The organism is Paenibacillus sp. Aloe-11 (assembly GCF_000245715.1).
In the GTDB taxonomy this organism is placed as follows: Bacteria; Bacillota; Bacilli; order Paenibacillales; family Paenibacillaceae; genus Paenibacillus; species Paenibacillus kribbensis.
The window spans coordinates 175,125-192,748 of sequence record NZ_JH601059.1; the positions used below are offsets into that span (position 1 = coordinate 175,125).

Annotated in this window: 15 protein-coding genes; 8 read left to right on the plus strand and 7 right to left on the minus strand. The window is 43.2% G+C overall.

The annotated features are described in order from the left end of the window. Positions 1 to 593 precede the first annotated feature (593 nt). The gene (locus tag WG8_RS18965) at positions 594 to 1,439 is read right to left on the minus strand and encodes a MerR family transcriptional regulator (RefSeq protein ID WP_007431842.1); all 846 of its coding nucleotides are present in this window, start codon (positions 1,437 to 1,439) and stop codon (positions 594 to 596) included. A 224-nt stretch (positions 1,440 to 1,663) separates the two neighbouring features. Between WG8_RS18965 and WG8_RS18970 the strand changes: the two genes are divergently transcribed. The 3 genes from WG8_RS18970 (at position 1,664) to WG8_RS18980 (ending at position 4,279) form a co-directional block, all read left to right on the plus strand. After that, positions 1,664 to 2,341: a DUF554 domain-containing protein gene (locus WG8_RS18970; RefSeq protein ID WP_007431844.1), complete on the plus strand. Its 678-nt coding sequence runs from the start codon at positions 1,664 to 1,666 to the stop codon at positions 2,339 to 2,341. A gap of 9 nt (positions 2,342 to 2,350) precedes the next feature. Next, positions 2,351 to 3,061, plus strand: coding sequence for a B3/B4 domain-containing protein (locus tag WG8_RS18975; RefSeq protein ID WP_007431845.1), 711 nt, complete (start codon positions 2,351 to 2,353; stop codon positions 3,059 to 3,061). A 138-nt stretch (positions 3,062 to 3,199) separates the two neighbouring features. Continuing rightward, the gene (locus tag WG8_RS18980; RefSeq protein WP_007431846.1) at positions 3,200 to 4,279 is read left to right on the plus strand and encodes a glycosyltransferase family 4 protein; all 1,080 of its coding nucleotides are present in this window, start codon (positions 3,200 to 3,202) and stop codon (positions 4,277 to 4,279) included. 147 nt (positions 4,280 to 4,426) lie between these two features. On the opposite strand, the gene WG8_RS18985 is transcribed toward WG8_RS18980, so the two are convergent. Together WG8_RS18985 and WG8_RS18990 are read right to left on the minus strand one after the other, a co-directional pair. After that, positions 4,427 to 6,277, minus strand: coding sequence for a beta-glucoside-specific PTS transporter subunit IIABC (locus WG8_RS18985; RefSeq protein ID WP_007431847.1), 1,851 nt, complete (start codon positions 6,275 to 6,277; stop codon positions 4,427 to 4,429). Positions 6,278 to 6,395: 118 nt separating this feature from the next. After that, positions 6,396 to 7,676 carry an apiosidase-like domain-containing protein gene (locus WG8_RS18990; RefSeq protein WP_043891260.1) on the minus strand — a complete coding sequence of 427 codons (1,281 nt, stop codon included), beginning with the start codon at positions 7,674 to 7,676 and terminating at the stop codon, positions 6,396 to 6,398. 242 nt (positions 7,677 to 7,918) lie between these two features. Between WG8_RS18990 and WG8_RS18995 the strand changes: the two genes are divergently transcribed. Continuing rightward, the gene (locus WG8_RS18995; protein ID WP_007431849.1) at positions 7,919 to 8,947 is read left to right on the plus strand and encodes a LacI family DNA-binding transcriptional regulator; all 1,029 of its coding nucleotides are present in this window, start codon (positions 7,919 to 7,921) and stop codon (positions 8,945 to 8,947) included. A 160-nt stretch (positions 8,948 to 9,107) separates the two neighbouring features. Here the strand turns inward: WG8_RS18995 and WG8_RS19000 are convergent, their stop codons facing one another. After that, positions 9,108 to 10,040 carry an NAD-dependent epimerase/dehydratase family protein gene (locus WG8_RS19000; protein WP_007431850.1) on the minus strand — a complete coding sequence of 311 codons (933 nt, stop codon included), beginning with the start codon at positions 10,038 to 10,040 and terminating at the stop codon, positions 9,108 to 9,110. A 391-nt stretch (positions 10,041 to 10,431) separates the two neighbouring features. Between WG8_RS19000 and WG8_RS19005 the strand changes: the two genes are divergently transcribed. Continuing rightward, positions 10,432 to 11,637: a glycosyltransferase family 4 protein gene (locus WG8_RS19005; RefSeq protein WP_007431851.1), complete on the plus strand. Its 1,206-nt coding sequence runs from the start codon at positions 10,432 to 10,434 to the stop codon at positions 11,635 to 11,637. A gap of 126 nt (positions 11,638 to 11,763) precedes the next feature. Here WG8_RS19005 and WG8_RS19010 read toward each other — a convergent pair whose 3' ends face one another. Then, complete coding sequence (locus WG8_RS19010; protein ID WP_232289130.1) at positions 11,764 to 12,837, minus strand: glycosyltransferase family 4 protein; 1,074 nt, start codon at positions 12,835 to 12,837, stop codon at positions 11,764 to 11,766. A 181-nt stretch (positions 12,838 to 13,018) separates the two neighbouring features. On the opposite strand from WG8_RS19010, the gene WG8_RS19015 reads away from it, so the two are divergent. The 3 genes from WG8_RS19015 (at position 13,019) to WG8_RS19025 (ending at position 15,709) form a co-directional block, all read left to right on the plus strand. Further along, complete coding sequence (locus tag WG8_RS19015) at positions 13,019 to 13,735, plus strand: glycosyltransferase (RefSeq protein WP_007431853.1); 717 nt, start codon at positions 13,019 to 13,021, stop codon at positions 13,733 to 13,735. A gap of 18 nt (positions 13,736 to 13,753) precedes the next feature. Then, the gene (locus tag WG8_RS19020) at positions 13,754 to 15,145 is read left to right on the plus strand and encodes a glycosyltransferase family 2 protein (RefSeq protein WP_007431854.1); all 1,392 of its coding nucleotides are present in this window, start codon (positions 13,754 to 13,756) and stop codon (positions 15,143 to 15,145) included. Positions 15,146 to 15,310: 165 nt separating this feature from the next. Then, on the plus strand, positions 15,311 to 15,709 hold the full coding sequence (locus WG8_RS19025; RefSeq protein ID WP_007431855.1) for a hypothetical protein: 399 nt from the start codon (positions 15,311 to 15,313) through the stop codon (positions 15,707 to 15,709). Positions 15,710 to 16,041: 332 nt separating this feature from the next. Here WG8_RS19025 and WG8_RS19030 read toward each other — a convergent pair whose 3' ends face one another. Together WG8_RS19030 and WG8_RS19035 are read right to left on the minus strand one after the other, a co-directional pair. Then, positions 16,042 to 16,761 (minus strand): glycosyltransferase, encoded by a 720-nt coding sequence (locus WG8_RS19030; RefSeq protein WP_007431856.1) that lies wholly within the window; start codon positions 16,759 to 16,761, stop codon positions 16,042 to 16,044. Continuing rightward, the coding region (locus WG8_RS19035) for an NAD-dependent epimerase/dehydratase family protein (protein ID WP_007431857.1) at positions 16,758 to 17,624 on the minus strand (867 nt) is incomplete at its 5' end. The genes WG8_RS19035 and WG8_RS19030, both read right to left, overlap by 4 nt.

The window sequence follows — 17,624 nt, forward strand, 5'->3', positions numbered from 1 at the left end:
TCTTATTCAAACAAGAAGAATCCCACGGCAACAGCGATCGGAAGCCCAAAACCTTCGCGGAGCGGTCTCCCCCCTTCTGCTTCCCACCAAAATGTTGCATGAGTGGCGGGTAGCAGCGGAGCGGAGGCTTGGGAGCTGGAGAAGCGTTAGCGGTCGCCTTTGCCGGGGGATTCTTACCTCTTCATGTCTTATTCAAACAAGAAGAATCCCACGGCAACAGCGATCGGAAGCCCTAAGCCTTCGCGGAGCGGTCTCCACCTGCTGCTCCCCACCTCATGCTACATTCCTAAATTCTAATGATAATCCCACACATATAGCCTTAGCTTAACATCACTTAAATAGAAGCTTAAAATAATGTGTCTAAAATGTGAATACGAAAATGCGCTTTTAGCTTCGTTAACTTGTCCGATTCGCTATAGCATGGATACGCATCTACTATCATTACATCGTATGAAGGGAGTGTATAAAAAGCGATGAGCGTATTGTTTACCAATCTGATCTCAAACGCTAACTTTGAAACCGGATCAGCCTCTTTTGGAGCTTTGTCAATGTAACTGTCACCAACTTATCTGTCAAAAAGACTAGATACTTGTTTAACATAAGAATGGTATTTGCAATTCCGTCACGAATTTATTGTAATCATTTGTCATTCCTGCATCAATTATAGTGATTTCTACAGAATCCCCTTTAATTTGAAAGCCAGAATCTTTAAGATAATTTAGCAGCAAAGTGTAATACGGCGAAGCATCCTCATGAGTGCCCCTATATTGAACAGTTGCATAAGAGCCTTCCGACAATACGCTATCTTTATCTTTGAAACCGTCCTCAGCCTCAACGACCACAAAAATAGATGAAAAATGTGTAAATTGTCCTTCGATCAAATCCTGCTGACTAACAGATACACCAACTTTTCCAAGAAAAATGGCATCATCTAGACAATGCTCTTTACTTAAATCCCGAATAAGAAGTTCTAAATCATCAGCAAGGGTGAATTTTTTCTCTAATAATACAATCTCTCTTTGTGGTAAATACTTGACTATGACTTGACCATATGATGCTGATAGAGCGGTTTCTATCTGTTCAATGCGGTTTGTAATTTTCTTTTCAATTTGTGCTAATTGCTTTTGCTTTTTTAAGACACTCTCACGCTGCTCCATAAAAATAGACAACATGGTATTCACATCTTTTTCATCGAAAAAATTAGATATTTTTTCTAGTGGCACATCTAAAGCACGTAAATATTTTATTGTATTCAAACGCTCAAACTGATTTGTAGAATAGTAGCGATAATTCGTATCTGGATTTACATATTCTGGTTTTAGGATGCCTAGTTCATTGTAATATCGAAGTGTGCGGATATTCATGTGAAAGAGCCGGGCCATTTCTCCAATGGTTAAAAGAGCCTTTTTACCAGATCCTTTATGATCTTTATCTGACATTCTTCAATACCTCCTTGCTTATAAAACTATTATAACAACATTACGTTACTAATTATCTTTCATGTCGCTATCGCTCCGGCGCGGCCTTCCAATGGAGCGGTCCGGTCCTCGATAACAACCTGTATGTCCTCTTGTTCAAAATAGCGCATGCAAATACCACTTGACCCTCTAGCAACTAGAGAGTTTAAAATCTTTATAATTACTTTTTTGAAAGGAGAAACTTAGTGATTGGAACATTTGTAAACATAGGCACAATTCTTGTGGGAAGTATAGTGGGTAGTGTAATAAGAAAAGGACTTAAAGAAAAATATCAGAACATTCTTTATGATGCAATGGGACTTGCAGCAACAGGTCTGGGCATACATGCTGTCATAAAAAATATGTTCAACAGCACCTATCCTGTTTTGTTTATTGTAAGTCTTGCCATTGGTGGCATTTTAGGTACGGCTATAGAACTGGATGGCAAATTTAATAAGCTCGTGGAAAAATACTCCAAAACTGATCTTGGACAAGGTTTATCAACAGCTATTATGCTTTTCTGCCTTGGAACCTTGTCTATTCTCGGACCGATTGAAAGCGCGCTTAATCAGAACGACACTTATTTGTTTACTAATGCGGCATTGGATTTAGTTACTTCTCTTGTGTTGGCTTCAACTTATGGAATAGGTATTGCCTTGTCCGCATTGGTATTGTTTATCTGGCAGGGGGGTATTTTTCTTCTTGCCCATCAAGTTGCACCATTTCTTACACCTGAATTTATGACAGAAGTCTCCATTATTGGAGGTTTTCTTATTTTGGCTTCCGGGTTATCTATATTAAAAATCAAGTCATTTCGTGCATTTAATCTATTGCCATCTTTGCTAGTTCCTGCTGTATGGTTTTTGCTTATTCATTTATTTTAGGAGGTTTTTATGAAATTCCTAGTAGAAGACAAGGTTTTTGAAACACTGGATACAGTTTGTTTTGCCGTTGTAATTGCACATGGAATAGATAATACTGTGCAAAATTTGAAGATTAAAAAGCTTTTGGAGGAAAATATGCTTTTGTGTCAATCCTCTCTTGAAGGAGTGAATGTGAAAGAAATAGAATCGGTATTATGCTACCGAGAGGCTTTCCGTAAACTTAATGTAAATCCAAATAAATACATGTGTTCTATCGAAGCATTATTGACGAGAATATCTAAGGGGAAAGGTATGCCAAACATTAACACGGCAGTTGATTTGGGTAATGCCGTATCACTTAAATATAAAATTCCGATTGGTGCACATGACATTGATACAATGAATGGAGAAATGACTTTGCGCTTTTCAGAGGAGCAAGATTTTTTCCTTCCATTTGGTAGTACAGAGATTGAGTCGGTAGATAAGAATGAAATTGTGTATGCTACTGGTAACTCAGTAAGAACGAGAAGATGGACATGGAGACAAAGTGAAGAGGGAAAAATCACTACTCAATCTAAAAATATTTTCTTTCCGATTGATGGCTTTTCTGATACCAATATGGATAACATGCTTTCTGCTCAAAAAGAACTGGGCAATATGCTTAAGTATGAACTTGGTTGTAATGTGAGTATCGGATGGGTGGATGCTAAGAATAAAAGCTTTAGCATAAATGCCATTTAAGCAACGGAGCACTCCCCGGAGGATGCTCGCCCCAGCCACAATTACGCGCTAATTCAATCTAGGCTTCCATAGATACCCACACCCCGTCCCGTGGGTTGAATATCTTGGTATAGGAGCTTGCGATTGGCAAAGGGGGTTATGGAGATCAAAGTTCTATTCACTTTTTATATACCCAGCGGCGGCGTGGAAACCCTGAACCGCCAACGCTGTAAAGTGCTCATTCAGGACGGGATTGAATGTCACCTTCTCTATTATCAGCAGGGTACGGGAATGCAAAATCTGAACGGTGATATTCCAGTGTTTATAACTTCTTCGGAAGAAGAAATCCGAAAACTGGTGGAGGTTTATCGCTACGATGCAATTATCGTCTCTTCGGATTTTCCTATGCTCCCCAAACTGCGAATGTTAGGCTATCAGGGGATATTGATCTATGAATCGCAGGGCTTTGGCTCATATGAGGAGGCGGCATTAGTAGTCACGAATGCGGTTCCGTATCTTCAAAAATATGCCGATGCGGTGCTCCTGCCAGATACGACTCATTTAGTGGATCTATTCTCCAGCATGTGTCCGTGGCTCAAACGTTATGTGTTTCCAAACGTACTGGATACCAGCGTATTTAATTATGTACCTAACACTCCTCCGATCAATCCGGTCATTGCATGGGTTGGTCGGCTGGAGCCAAACAAGAACTGGAGGCATTTTGTCGATATCTCTTACTGGATGCTGCAAAAGCGTCCTGATCTTCGAATATGGATGTTTTATGATGATACCTTGTCTCAGCCCGAGGATCAGATACAATTTGAGAATATGCTGGCTCAGCTCGGCATGTCCTCGATTATCGAGCGTTTTAAAAGCGTACCTCATGCCAAAATGCCTCTGTATTACTCCATGATTGGCGACTCCGGCGGTTACCTGCTGTCGACTTCTCTGGTGGAGGGCTTCGGCTATGCGGTAGCGGAGGCGATGGCCTGCCGTTGCCCGGTATTAAGCTCCGATTCAGACGGAGTACAAGCATTCATCGATCACAACAAAACCGGTAAATTTTATCAACAAGGAGACATCCAGCAGGCGGTATTGCAAGGACTGGAGCTGATGCACAACGTACCTCAACGCAAATCTATCCGCCGGAAGGGGCAGGCACGAATCGTCAGCCTGTTGGCACCACGCAAATATGTGCGCTCCTTCCGACAAATGATGAACTCACTAGGTGTGAGGTAACTTCACTGCCGCCATCATCAGCACGGAGTGCCAGAGAAACTCACTGTCCTGAGCTTCCCTGGCACTCCGTATACATATATACAATTGGACTCCAGCCTCGATATCATACCAACCTATATCTAAATTAATTACAAATATTTAATGAATCTATCTAATCTTCAATAAGTGTTCTCCAGCATGAATTTCCGCCCCATTTTCCACTATGATATCCGTGTACACGGCTGTATTGGTTACAATGACGGATGTGGTGATATCATATCCCTCATCTGTTATAGCCTGGGGATCAAATTCAACCAACTTGTCTCCTTTTTGAATAGTATCCCCTTCAGACACAAAAGAAGTGAAATGTTTTCCTTTCAAGCTGACCGTATTAATTCCAATGTGAATGAGCAGTTCAACCCCATCCTCAGAGATAAGTCCGATTGCATGCTTTGTTTTGAAAACGGTAACAACCGTTCCGTTAAATGGCGCATAGGCTACCCCTTCTTTTGGAATAACAGCCGCTCCCTGACCCATCGCACCACTGGAGAAAGCCTCATCTTTTACAGCGCTTAAAGGAATCAATTCACCGTTTAGAGGACTGAATACCACCTTTTCCTCCACTTTGCTTTCATCCGCAACCTTAATCTCGGGCGCTGGTTTAGCATTTTTATAGCCGAAAAGATAGGTCAGGATAAATGCGAGTACAAAAGCCACAACCAAAGATATAATAAAGCCCGTGAACCCTGCATCTATGCCTTTTGGATTAATGAACATAGGAATACCGAAAATGCCGCCGGAGGCAAAACCGTATGCCGTTGATCCCAGTAAGCCTGCTGTGGCTCCCCCTATACCTGCGGCAATGGAAGCCAAAATGAACGGTTTTTTGGTAGGCAGCGTAACCCCGTAAATAGCTGGTTCCGTAACTCCCATCAAACCCGCAATTGAAGCAGAAGTGGCAATCGGCTTTAATTTAGGGTCACGTGATTTCAAAGCAATGGCAAAGGCTGCACCAGTTTGAGCAAAAGTCGTACAGAACAACATCCCGTTAATCGGATCAAACCCGTTCGTAACTACATTATTCAGGAGAATTGGAATGAAGGCCCAATGCAGACCAAAGATAATAATGGCCTGCCAGAACCCGGCCAGAACGAGACCAGCTGCAGCCGGACTTAAATGGTAAATCCACATGGAACCATTAGCTAACCCATCACTGATTATAGTTGATACCGGTCCGACAACCAGAAAAACAATCGGTGATATGATCGCCAAGGTCAGCAAAGGCACAATGAACATTTTGATAGACGTAGGTGCATACTTGCTTATCAATTTTTCGACCTTAGCTGCCAAAAATGCTCCAATAATGATAGGTATAACAGAAGAAGTATAATTAATCAGAACGACAGGTATGGTCAAAAAGGTCAGCGCCGTTTTATCTGTAAAGGCGGCAGTCATAGTCGGATACACCAAGGCGGCCCCCAAAACAGCAGACAGGTACGGGTTGCCTCCAAATTTTTTACCTGCTGAAAATCCTAGAATAACCGGGAAGAAATAAAACATAGCGTCTGCTGTCGCGTATAAAATTTTATACGTGCCCATCTGATCCGTCATCCAGCCCATAGATGTACACAAGGCCAATAGTCCTTTTAGAATCCCGACAGCGGCGAGCACACCAACAACGGGCATGAAGACGCCTGAGATCACATCGACAAATCGGCTGAATAAGCTGGATTTCTCATTGCTTTGCTCTTCTTGATTCACTTGATCCGGCTTTACTCCCATCGTCTCCAAAAGAGCTTCATATACCTTAGGGACCTCATTACCGATAACTACCTGGAATTGGCCGCCGCTTTCTACGACAGTAATCACACCGTCAATCTGCTTGATTTGTTCCTTATCAGGCAATTGCTGATCCTTCAGTTTGAATCTCAGCCGAGTCACACAGTGAATGACACTGTTTATATTTTCGTTTCCCCCAACCGAGTTTAGCACTTCTCTAGCCGTCTTTTTGTAATCCATCATGATCACTCCTTCATGGATGCTTCTTCCAACATCGTTTCCAAATCCGTACAGCAATACTCAGACGTTGCCGATTTTCCACATGTTGCTTCACTCCATCCGCATTCTTCTCTATGTTTTATTTCGTTCCGATGATCACAACATCACTTTCAAAGCTGTGCATGTCGATCATGGATCGATCCTCGTGGACGGACACTTCCGTTTGCGCAAATCGTCTCTCCGCTAAATCAATCGTTGTAAACTTGTAGTCCTGTACGTTGATGCTTAAACGCACCCTCGTGTTAACAGGAACATACAAGACGATGGTATTCTCGTTGCCCGCAGCTCTGATTTCCCCTGTATTGTTCAAAATAATGTCCAGCGGCTTAATGCCAATCAGGTTATACATTTCAAATACATACTTCATAAAGGAATAATCCCACGCGCCCTCAAAACGCAATGCCATTCTCCAATCATAAGGGCTATCGAAGCCCTCCCCTTCTACAATGCCAAACTTCTTGCCCTTCTTATGCCAGCTCCAAATGCCGTGTGCTCCATAAGTGACTCCGGCTCCCCCGCCTGCAAGAAGACTTTGCCATGCCGCTTTTCTGGCATCCAGTGCCGTATATCTGCCGTATACATTGCGGCTGTAGCTGATTTGTTCATAGCAGGGTTCTCCATTAATTACAGGTCGTATTTCCGGCTTGTGATAGAAATGCTGTGCAATCTCGTGAGCTACATGTTGAAACTCGGAATTATGTCCTGATTGATACATATAAAATCCAAGCCCCTTGTGCTGTGCAAAGACTTCCGGAATTTCTCTCAATCTGCCTTGAATATGCAGGGTGGTCAAGCTTGTCGGGCTTAATTTCTGTACTGTTTCCAGTGCCTTCAAATAGTACGCATTAGCACGTTCTGTTGGAAAATCGGTATCCCCGCTGATTAAATATACAGGCTCGAATCGGGAATAGCGGTTCACAACATAAGCTACATAGTTTTCAACGCAATCCAACGGCATTTTATTGCCCTTTTGGAACATTTCAGCCCACGTATCCGGCACATAGTTACACCACAGAAGAACCAACGCCGGAATAAATCCGCGCTCTACAGCCATCTGGAGCATGACTTCTGCCCGGTCGAAATAGGCTTCGTTTAATGCATGGTAGTTAAAATCTCCATTTTCCATTAATGCAAACGGTTGCAGATTCAAATCTGATTCACTTGCATCCCATTGCCGGAGCATATTGATTTGTAAAACGTTGAAGCCCTGCATTTTTCGATAGTCCAGGTATTCGCTCCACTCTTCAATCGTCGCGTTGGTAAACGCGCTCCAGACAGTATCCGCCAAATAAAAGAAAGGCTTGCCCTCTTGTGTAAAACTTCTTTGATTTTTAGCAATGTTAAAGCTCAAATCAATCACCTTTCCTTTTTTGCCCAATTCAACAAACAAAACAAAATAATATATTTTATATAATAATACATAAAATAAACTAAAATAAAGCGTTTTACACTTGGATTTTAACATCACAAGTGATACGAGGTCAATATTTTTTATTTTCTATTTTTATTTCATTTAGTTTAATTTAGTTTAGTTTATAAAGTAAACTTCCTCACATAATAATGATATAATTTATGTAGTTTAGTCCAATAGGAGGTTCCACGTTGAAAATTGATGATATTGCAAGGCTTGCCGGTGTATCGAAATCTGCCGTCTCCCTTGCTTTTAATAACAAACCCGGAGTTAGCGAAGAAACCAAGGAGCATATTTTAAAAATTGCCCAAGAGCACGGATATAAACCGCGGACCATGAAGTCAAATAAAGAATTCATCAAAAATCACCATGTCATTCGTTTTGTTGCATGTAAAAATACAGACATTGTGATAGAGCATTATGACTCTCTTCCATTTTTCAATGAATTAATTCATCATATTACCAACCAGGTGAAAGAACATGGAAACACGCTTATTTTCTCGTCCTTTGATAGCCATAATCTCGAAGAGGAATTGTCTGCCTTGGAAAAGGATCAGCCCTCCTCAGGAGTGCTTTTACTGGGCACGAATTTAACTGCCGAGATTATTCATTCTATACAATCCATTCATGCCAATATCGTTATTTTGGATACTTGCTTTGAACACATCGACGCCAGTTTTGTATCCATTAATAACTACCTTGGCGGGTATCAAGCAGGTCAATATTTGATTCAGTCTGGACACAAACAAATAGGATACGTGCAATCCAGTACCAGAATCCTCAACTTTAAGAAACGAAAGGAAGGGTTTATGGCAGCTTTAGAGGAACAGGGTCTTACCATAGATGATAGTCTAACCTTTAATATGCATCCCATGCTGGTCATGTCGCAGGATTCTTTTAAAGCAGCTATCCAAGAATTGGACGAGCTTCCTTCGGCCCTGTTTTGTGAAAATGACTACATGGCGATTAGCGCGATTAAAACGTTTCAGGAAATGAATATTCGAGTACCTGAGCAAATCTCCGTTATGGGGTTTGATAATATTCATGAGGCCAAGGTCATCAGCCCTGAACTAACTACCATTCACGTAAAAAAGGATGTTTTGGCCCAGACAGCTGTTAACTTGCTTATGGAGAAGCTCAATCAAAACCAGGAGCATCACACGCAGGTGCTGGTGAATACCGAGGTTATTGAACGAAAATCTTGTTTAGCCTCTCAATGAGGCTTTTATCAGGAGGGTTCGTTATGATTCATGATTATGTATGGTGGACAGGCGCTGCCTGCATGATACTCGCTATACTATGAAGTGGAACAGGAGTCAATAGAATAAAATTAGAGGGGCTGAATCTCATCCTCAGCCCCTTCCTGATTTTCTCGCGCAATCAATACGCGTCTTCTTGGCCTGACCCTATACTTCTAACATATGTTTCCTTTAAGCCAGCAGAGATGCCATATAGCGGTTCCCATCGAAGCCAATGTCGGGCGACTGTGTTGCTAAGGCAGCTATGGTGAATGTCTCCCGGACGCGCGGCTGAATATACGGGGCGAACGGACGAACCGTGCAGCTTTAGCAAATCATAGGCCAATCGATTGATAGATGTCGTTCGTCCTGTACTTACATGTACCGTCCGTTGATCTGCTGCACGCATCGCCGCTATATTCGCTCTGACTACGTCCTTGACGAACACAAAGTCGCGGGTCTGCGTTCCGTCGCCGTGAATGAGCAAGGGGCTTCCTTTTTTCAGCCGCTCCATAAACAGAGCGACTACACCGCCCTCTCCCTTCGGCGCCTGGCCGGGACCATACACATTTCCGTAACGCAAAATCGTGTAGCTCATGCCGTATAACCGATGAAAAAGTCGAATATACGACTCTGCGGTCAGCTTGGACAGCCCATAGCCCGAGATCGGCTCCGTGGGATCGTCCTCCTGAATATACTGCTTTTGCAGTTCTCCGTATACGCCGGATGTAGATGCAAATATAAGTTTGGATACACTGGCCTCATGGCAAGCCTGCAACAGATGAATCGTCCCCAGCACATTCACATCCGCGTCCTCATCCGGTTGATGAATAGAATGCTGCACATCAGCCTGTGCCGCCAAGTGAAACACAATATCCGGGCTTTCCCGAATCAGCAGCGTCCGGATTTCAGAGCTGCGTATATCCGCCATATGCAAGACCGCGCGCGGGTCCACATTTGCGACATTCCCGGTCGTCAGATTATCCAATACATGCACCCTGATACCCGAGTCAGCAAGCGCACGCACCAGATGGGAACCGATAAATCCGGCTCCTCCAGTGACCAAAGCCTTCATAAGCGCACCCTCCTTTTATACCTGAACGGGTCGGCGCTTGAACCTTACCAGCAACTACGGAGACAGACGCATCCCGTGCGTTGTTTATGCCAGTATGACAGTCCATATGTGCTATCCCCTCTCACACTATTTTATGCGTTGCCGCACAGCTTGGCACAGGCGAAAGCACAAATAGACACCTAAAGCGATCTATTGCATGTACGCAGTACCCATAGTTGTGAAATACCAGAATCTGCGTATAAAAATTCAAAATATTATACATATGACTACTTTGTAATGAATAATACATGGGTGAATGCTCGTGTCGAGGGATAAACATCGCTCATATAGTAAATTACCTATCCAAAGGAGGTGACAATCATACCCGAGATATGCATAGGGTATGTAGCCCGTGAGCGTAAAATCTAAGGTAATGTTATTCTCACATATTTGCCATCCGGATCGAATGTCGGGTGCCGAGAAATGGCTGCTTTTTTTAGCCAGAATCCTTACCGGGCAATATGAGGTTGTGTTGGTTGTTCCCTGTGCCGGCATGCTGTCAATAGAAGCAGAAACTGCGGGTATACGTATTGCCATTCAAGATTCTCCACTGCTGTGGTCCTTGTATGAATCATCGCCAGCTATGCATCAGGAATTTGCTAAACAAGAGGCTTCTAATTCCTACCGATCCCTATTAACCCTTCTCCACATGCATAGACCGGATTGGGTGATTGTTAACACAGCGGTAAATGCGTTGCCTGCGGCTGCGGCAAAAAAAGCGGGCATCCCCGTTGCTTGGATAATAAACGAAATTTTGTATCCAGAGGCACATCAGATTGATGCAGTGAGGATCGTAAATCGTTATGCAGATTGGATTATCGGTATATCGGAAGCAGTACTTGCCCCCTTTAAAGATTCAATAGTTAATAATAAAAAAAGGCTTATATCCCCTTCCTGGAATGATACTGAATTGCATCCTGAAAAGTGGGAAGAAAATCGTCGTTATCTGAGGGCAGTCCATAATATTGTCGACCACGAGACGCTGATAGGGCTCGTATCCGGGATAGTTTCAGCCCATAAAGGAATTGATCAATTTATCAATATGGCCGGTAGACTAATACCACACTTTCCTCAAGCCAAATTTCTGATTGCTGGAAGTCTAGAAATAACAGACTACTTCAATAAATGCCAAACATTGGCGCATTCAACCTTAGATCCGTCACGCATTATATTTCTTCCGTTTGCCAAACACATTGAACAATTATACCCTGCGCTTGATGTTGTTGTTGTACCTAGCATGATTGATGAAGGCTTTGGAATGACTGCTCTTGAAGGGATGGCATTCGGCAAACCAGTGGTTGCTTATGACTCAGCAGGACTTGGTGAGCTACTCCAAAACACGGGTAATGAGGAATTTTTAGTGCCTAAAGGTGATGTGGACAGACTTTCACAAACAATTGCTGATCTCCTTCAACATAAAGATCGCATGCTGGAAATAGGAACTAAAAATCGCAAGGAAGCCGTGGAATCTTTCGGCATAGGTATATTCCAAAGCAGGCTTAATAACCTGCTCCAGGAAATTGATGCTGTCGTTCATGACCTGAAGAAAACAATATAAAGTTTAAGCCAGGCATTCGGGGAGAAAGTAAAAAGCGGATTAGATCATAAGGTACATCTGAGCAATCCAACCTAAAAAAGGGGCATTTACATTAATCAGATGTAAACCGCCTCTTTTTGTTGTTTTTTATAAACCCAAATAGTGCAACATACCAATAAAATGAGATACGTAGGTTTCTAAACCGAAAGTAGATTCTATATGTTCTCTGCCTTTCTTACGAATTGAATTACGTAGTGGATAATTTCTCATCAATTCTAACCCTTGTTGAACCGCTGCTTCATTACTACCCGTTGGATAAAATTTACCTGTAATGTCATGTTTAATAAAAGCACGCACTCCGTCAGAATCAGTAGAGAGGATAGGACAACGGCAACTCATTGCTTCTGCTACCGCATAACCAAACCCTTCAAGTATAGAAGTGGACAATAAGTATCCTCCAGAATCTCCGATAGCAGAATAATAATATGGCATTTCGCTGTGCGGGATGTTGGAAAATAGAACCAAGCGATGTTCCAAATTAAAATCAGAAACCATTTTCAGGAAATCTTCTCGTTCAGAACGTGTACACAAATTAGGATCTTCAAACAACCATAACCGCAAGTTGGGCTCCTGGTCCACAGAATGGTGGACAATCTCTAAACATTCACGCCAATTTTTGTTAGATTCAATTCGTCCTACCCAACCGATGATTGGATATGAATGTTCAATATTTGGACGATATTGAATTTTGGCAGTATCAACACAGTTGGAGAAATTAAAATGGATTTTCGTGGGAAATTGTGCAAATAGCTGATTCAAATGAGAAGTCGGAGGATATAACAAGGCATCGGCATAAGACAAAATGTATAATGCTGCATTATTTATAAATTGAGTCGCATATTCCATTGGGCCAAGCCCTTGCACTTCAAAAATAATAGGTCCGGTAAAGCCTAATCTTCGCAAACGCTCAAGCATAATAAAGTCTGATGATACAACGACTGCTTCGAAACCTTCTTTTTTTAGCAATTGCTGAATTTCCTGATCATCATCTGATATATGTGTAGGGCAGCTAGAGCCGTTCTGTAGCCCTGCGCCATCACGGCTATATAGAAAATGGCAGTTTACTCCATATTTTTGTAACACTTCCCCACGGGTTCGGTTCAGGGTTTCCATTCCACCGCTTGGAACAATATAGGTGAATAATATTTTCAAATTTTCCACCACCCTTCTATGAACTATATATGAATCAACGGACAACTTTGGTTGAACAAAATAACTATTTTACCTTTAGTAAATTTCCCAAAATGAATTACCATATGGTGATTCGTCCACAATGATGAATTCGTTTTAACATACCGTAAGGTGAGGAGAATAGCGCATGAAGATTGCGAGGTGAGGAAATGTGGAATCGTTGCCCAAAGTGAGTGTCATCATTCCCTTTTTCAATTGTCCGTACGTAGATCAAGCGGTAGCCAGCGTCTTAAATCAAACTTATCCGAATATCGAAATTATTGTCGTAGATGATGGGTCAACTATGCATCAAGAACATTTGATCCCTTATATGGATCGAATCTATTATATTGGAAAAATGAACGGTGGCACGGCAACCGCGCTCAATTATGGCATACAATTCTGCACGGGAAAGTATATTGCTTGGCTTAGTTCAGACGATATGTTTTATTCGACCAAAATTGAACATCAAGTGAATTTTATGGAGCAACATCAAGCTGAGGCCAGTTTCACTGATTATCATGTCATTAACAAAGCGAACAAGGTAATATGTCACAATGCAACCGCTAAATTCATGACAGTACGTTCCTTTATTGAGGCGTTTTCTTCCTACTGCCCATTAAATGGCTGCACGGTAATGATGAAAAAGGATTATGTTCGCAACATTGGATACTTCAACGAGAAGCTGTTATATACTCATGATTATGATTTTTGGATTCGTATAATATTGAACCATACAAAATTTTACTATTTAAATGAGCCTCTCACCGCCTACCGCCATCATGAACAAATGGGTACGGTCCAACATTACCAAGCTATTGTGCGGGAATTAGAAACCGTCAGACAGACATATCAGCCACAATTACAAATGGTTTTGAATACTCTTTAATTTTAAGGAGAGAATTTTATGCTGGTCAGTATCGTTATCCTTACGTTAAACAACTGGGAATTAACGGAACGGTGCCTGAATAGCATCGTTCGCTATACTACCATTCCCTACGAATTGATCTGTATTGACAATGGATCGACAGACGGTACTCAGCATCAACTACGTCGTCGGGAGAACGTACATTTAATTGAGAATGGAACAAACCGTGGATTTGCAGCAGCCTGTAATCAAGGTATTAAAGCATCTGCAGGGGATACTATTCTTCTACTCAATAATGATACGATGGTATCTCACCATTGGCTGGAAAATTTAATTCATGCACTTTATAGCTCATCGGATATTGGTATTGTCGGTCCTGTGTCCAACATGGTGACGCCAATGCAGCGTCTTCCTATGTCCTATTCAACCACAGAGACCTATCATGAATTCACCAAAAATTTTAATATTGCTAATCCCTCACTTTGGCGAGATACAACGGCTTTAAGCGGATTTTGTATGTTGTTCCGTCGTCAATTGATACATCAGATCGGGTATTTAGACGAAGCATTTCCGGGAGGCGGCTATGAAGATATTGATTTCGGGTACCGGACCCTAAAAACAGGGTTAAGGCTCCTCATCGCAGGAGACAGTCATGTCCATCATGAGGGGAACGCCAGTTTTACACATAATTCAATTGATATGGCTGAATGGGGCCAGAGAAATCGCCGAATATTTCTAAGAAAATGGAATTTTAACCCTGAACGTCTCATTTACGCATTAGATGAATTCTTTTTCCCCGGACGGGTAACTACCGGGCATCCGCATCATCAACCTAAGGATTCTTCTTTGCCTAATGGAATACTCATTCGAGACTCTAAAGCAAATATTTATCAAATCGAGAAAGGGCTTAAGCGGCCTGTCGGGTCGCTTGATACTTTTCATGCTTTCCATTTTCGTTTCGATCGGGTAATCCAACTGTCGGATGCCATGGTGAACAGTATTCCCAACGGCAAGCCGTTACTGCATAATGGCCAACTTCACGATCATTTCCCAGCGGTTTACATCGCTAGAGATCCTATGAACGGTATGCACCTGATCAGCCATGGTCTGCGCTACCCCTTTCACGATTTCGAATCGTTCCGTTTGCTGGGCTATGAGGACAACGAATCGATTCCTCTTTCATTCGCGCAACTGGAGACTTTGCCTATTGGCCCGCCTATTGATTTTAATGTTTTCGAGGAGCACGAACTGATTGATTACCGACTGTATATGGGCCCGAATCACGGACTGTATTATGCTGAGGGCGGACGGTTGCGGCCTATTCCCAGCCCCAGGGAGCTTCATGCGTTCGGGTGGCATACACAGCAGCCGATCCCTCTCCCGATTGATGTATTTCACCGGAGCCCACAAGGTCCAATGATCGTGGCTTAAGGAATAACCACAGGCTGGTTCCTAATAGAACCAGCCTGTGGTTTAATTACTTTTTGCGACATACAGTGAAAATAAAACCAGTAATTTGCACTTAACCCCTCTATCATTCGCACACTCTAAAACTATCCTTTTTCATATATTGATAATACAAAGGGGGTGAAAAATATGGCAGTTTTTTCGATAGGAGCAATTGAAAATCTTAATCCAAATGCCACTTTCCATTCGAGTTCTGTTGTAGTACGTATCACTAATACAACAGCAGCAGCACTTTCTCCCATCGTTGTTCATGCTTATAGCGCGCCTGGGAGCGCACCACCAGGTACAGCAGCAGTACCTTATTTCTTAACCACATTTGCCTTGGCTGCAAATGCAGTCGTCACACTTACGATTCCTACTGTAGTACCCGCATATATCATTAACGTTTCATCTCCAGCCCCAGCCGCAATCGCAAGTGATATCTCGATTGCGGCCCAAGGAAAAGATGCTGCTGGAAATTTTGTACCAGAACACACATTCCCGTTCGGCGATTGGGCAGTAATTAGCACTGTAGGACCAACTTCATAACAAAGGTATTATTTTCCTAACTAACTTGGTCTCTCCCTACCATCATTAGTCATTTGTAATTGGCCTGTGAATCTGCGTGCTCTATACTGGCACTGCAGGTCACAGGCTTTTTCCTTAACCACATGTCCTACGCTTCTACACGCAGATTTCGCATATATAGATATCCAACGGAGGCTTGTCCATCCCATGGTTGGATTCTCACAAGCTAGAAACTGTATGCTTCTTGGACACGCCACTAAAATTATGCACATGCTAGGTTTACCAACAAAAAAGAGGCCGAAACTGCTCAGCCTCTGCCTTCCCAGCCTTATATGACGCTCCTCTGATTCGTACTACATAGCAGCAAATCCGTTCAGCAGCTCAGTTAAGCTGGTTCTGTAGCGCGCCTGGGTAATTAAGTATTCCTGTTCAATGACATGCCGATGCTTATTTGTTCCCATTTCATCATGCCAGCGATAATTGACCAGCGACTCATTCAGAAAAGGAAATGGATATCCCGCCAGCATCACTCGGTACCACATATCCAGATCATGAGTATACGGCAGCAATTCATCGAACAGACCGATATGTGAGAACAGCTCCTTTTTAAACATGACCGTGCATCCATTAACCGGATTACCATGCTGGAAAAAACGGTAAAACTCCGTCATGGACGGGAGTACGGGGGCTGCCTGATACGTTATGATTTGGCTGTATTGATTGATGGAATTGAAGTTGGTGTGGGAGATATGTGCACCTTGCTCCAACATAAAGGAAACCTGATTATTAATTTTGTCTCTTTGGTAGGTATCATCGGAGCTGAGCCACGCAATATATTCGCCGCTGGCATGCCGGATACCATGATTCAGCGCACTGGCTGTTCCACCGTTGGATTTGCCCAAATAAAAGATATATGGAAGATAGGGCTGAAGCAATTCGCGATGTATCGTGGACCCATCATCGACGACAATAATCTCAAGCGGTCCATAGCTTTGCTCCAATGCGCTTTGCAAAGCCTGATTCACATATGAACAGTTGTAAAAGGGAATGACGATCGTTACTTTCGGTCTCATATCGTTCCTTCCTTTCCAGCTCGGCGGTATTGAATCATTTCCTCTAGTGATTGCCCCAGCTGTATGGTCGGTTTCCAGCCCATGTCCTCCAGCTCCTTCGCACGGTATGCCGAAGTAGCGGCAGACTCCGCTGTATCCCCCCATTGTATGGGGACAGATGTATTCGCCAGTGCAATCATACGTTCCACGATATGGCCCAGCTCTACGATACTGCCTGTGCAGACCGGGTAAATGCGGCCCGGCACACCTTGCTTCAGCAGCACGCCGTACGCACGAACCGCGTCTCGAACGTCCAGAAAATCACGCTGCGCATGTCGGGAAGATACCCGGAACGGGGCAGCTTTAGTAACCGACTGCCCTTTCATGCGCTCCGTTCGAACGATATACCCCGCCAGTAATGCGCAAAAGCCGGTGGAGGGACCCGGGCCAATCAAGTTGCAAGGCTCCGCCAGCATAACGGATTGATCGAACAGCGCACCCCACGAAAGCGCGACTGCCTCTTGAAGGCTTTTACTGAGGCTGTACGGGTGCGTAGGATTGTACGGAGCCTGCAAAGCCGTCTTTAGCCGAGAACCCGCTACAACAATCCGGGCTTTGGGGAAAGAGCGCAGTACATCCAGCAAATACAATGTAGACAGTACATTGGATTCCATGTACAGCAGTGGACTCTGCCATGATTCAGGCACCGAATTTTTACCGCCTAGATGAAGCACATAATCTGGAGCAATCTGGCGAATGACTTCGCCAAGACGTTTTTTGTCGAGTAAATCGCACACATAAGGCGTGATACAGACATGAGTGCCGGTATCTGCGCTGGGGTTCTTATCATCGCCAGCCAGTGAGGTCAGCTTTGATGCGGAAGC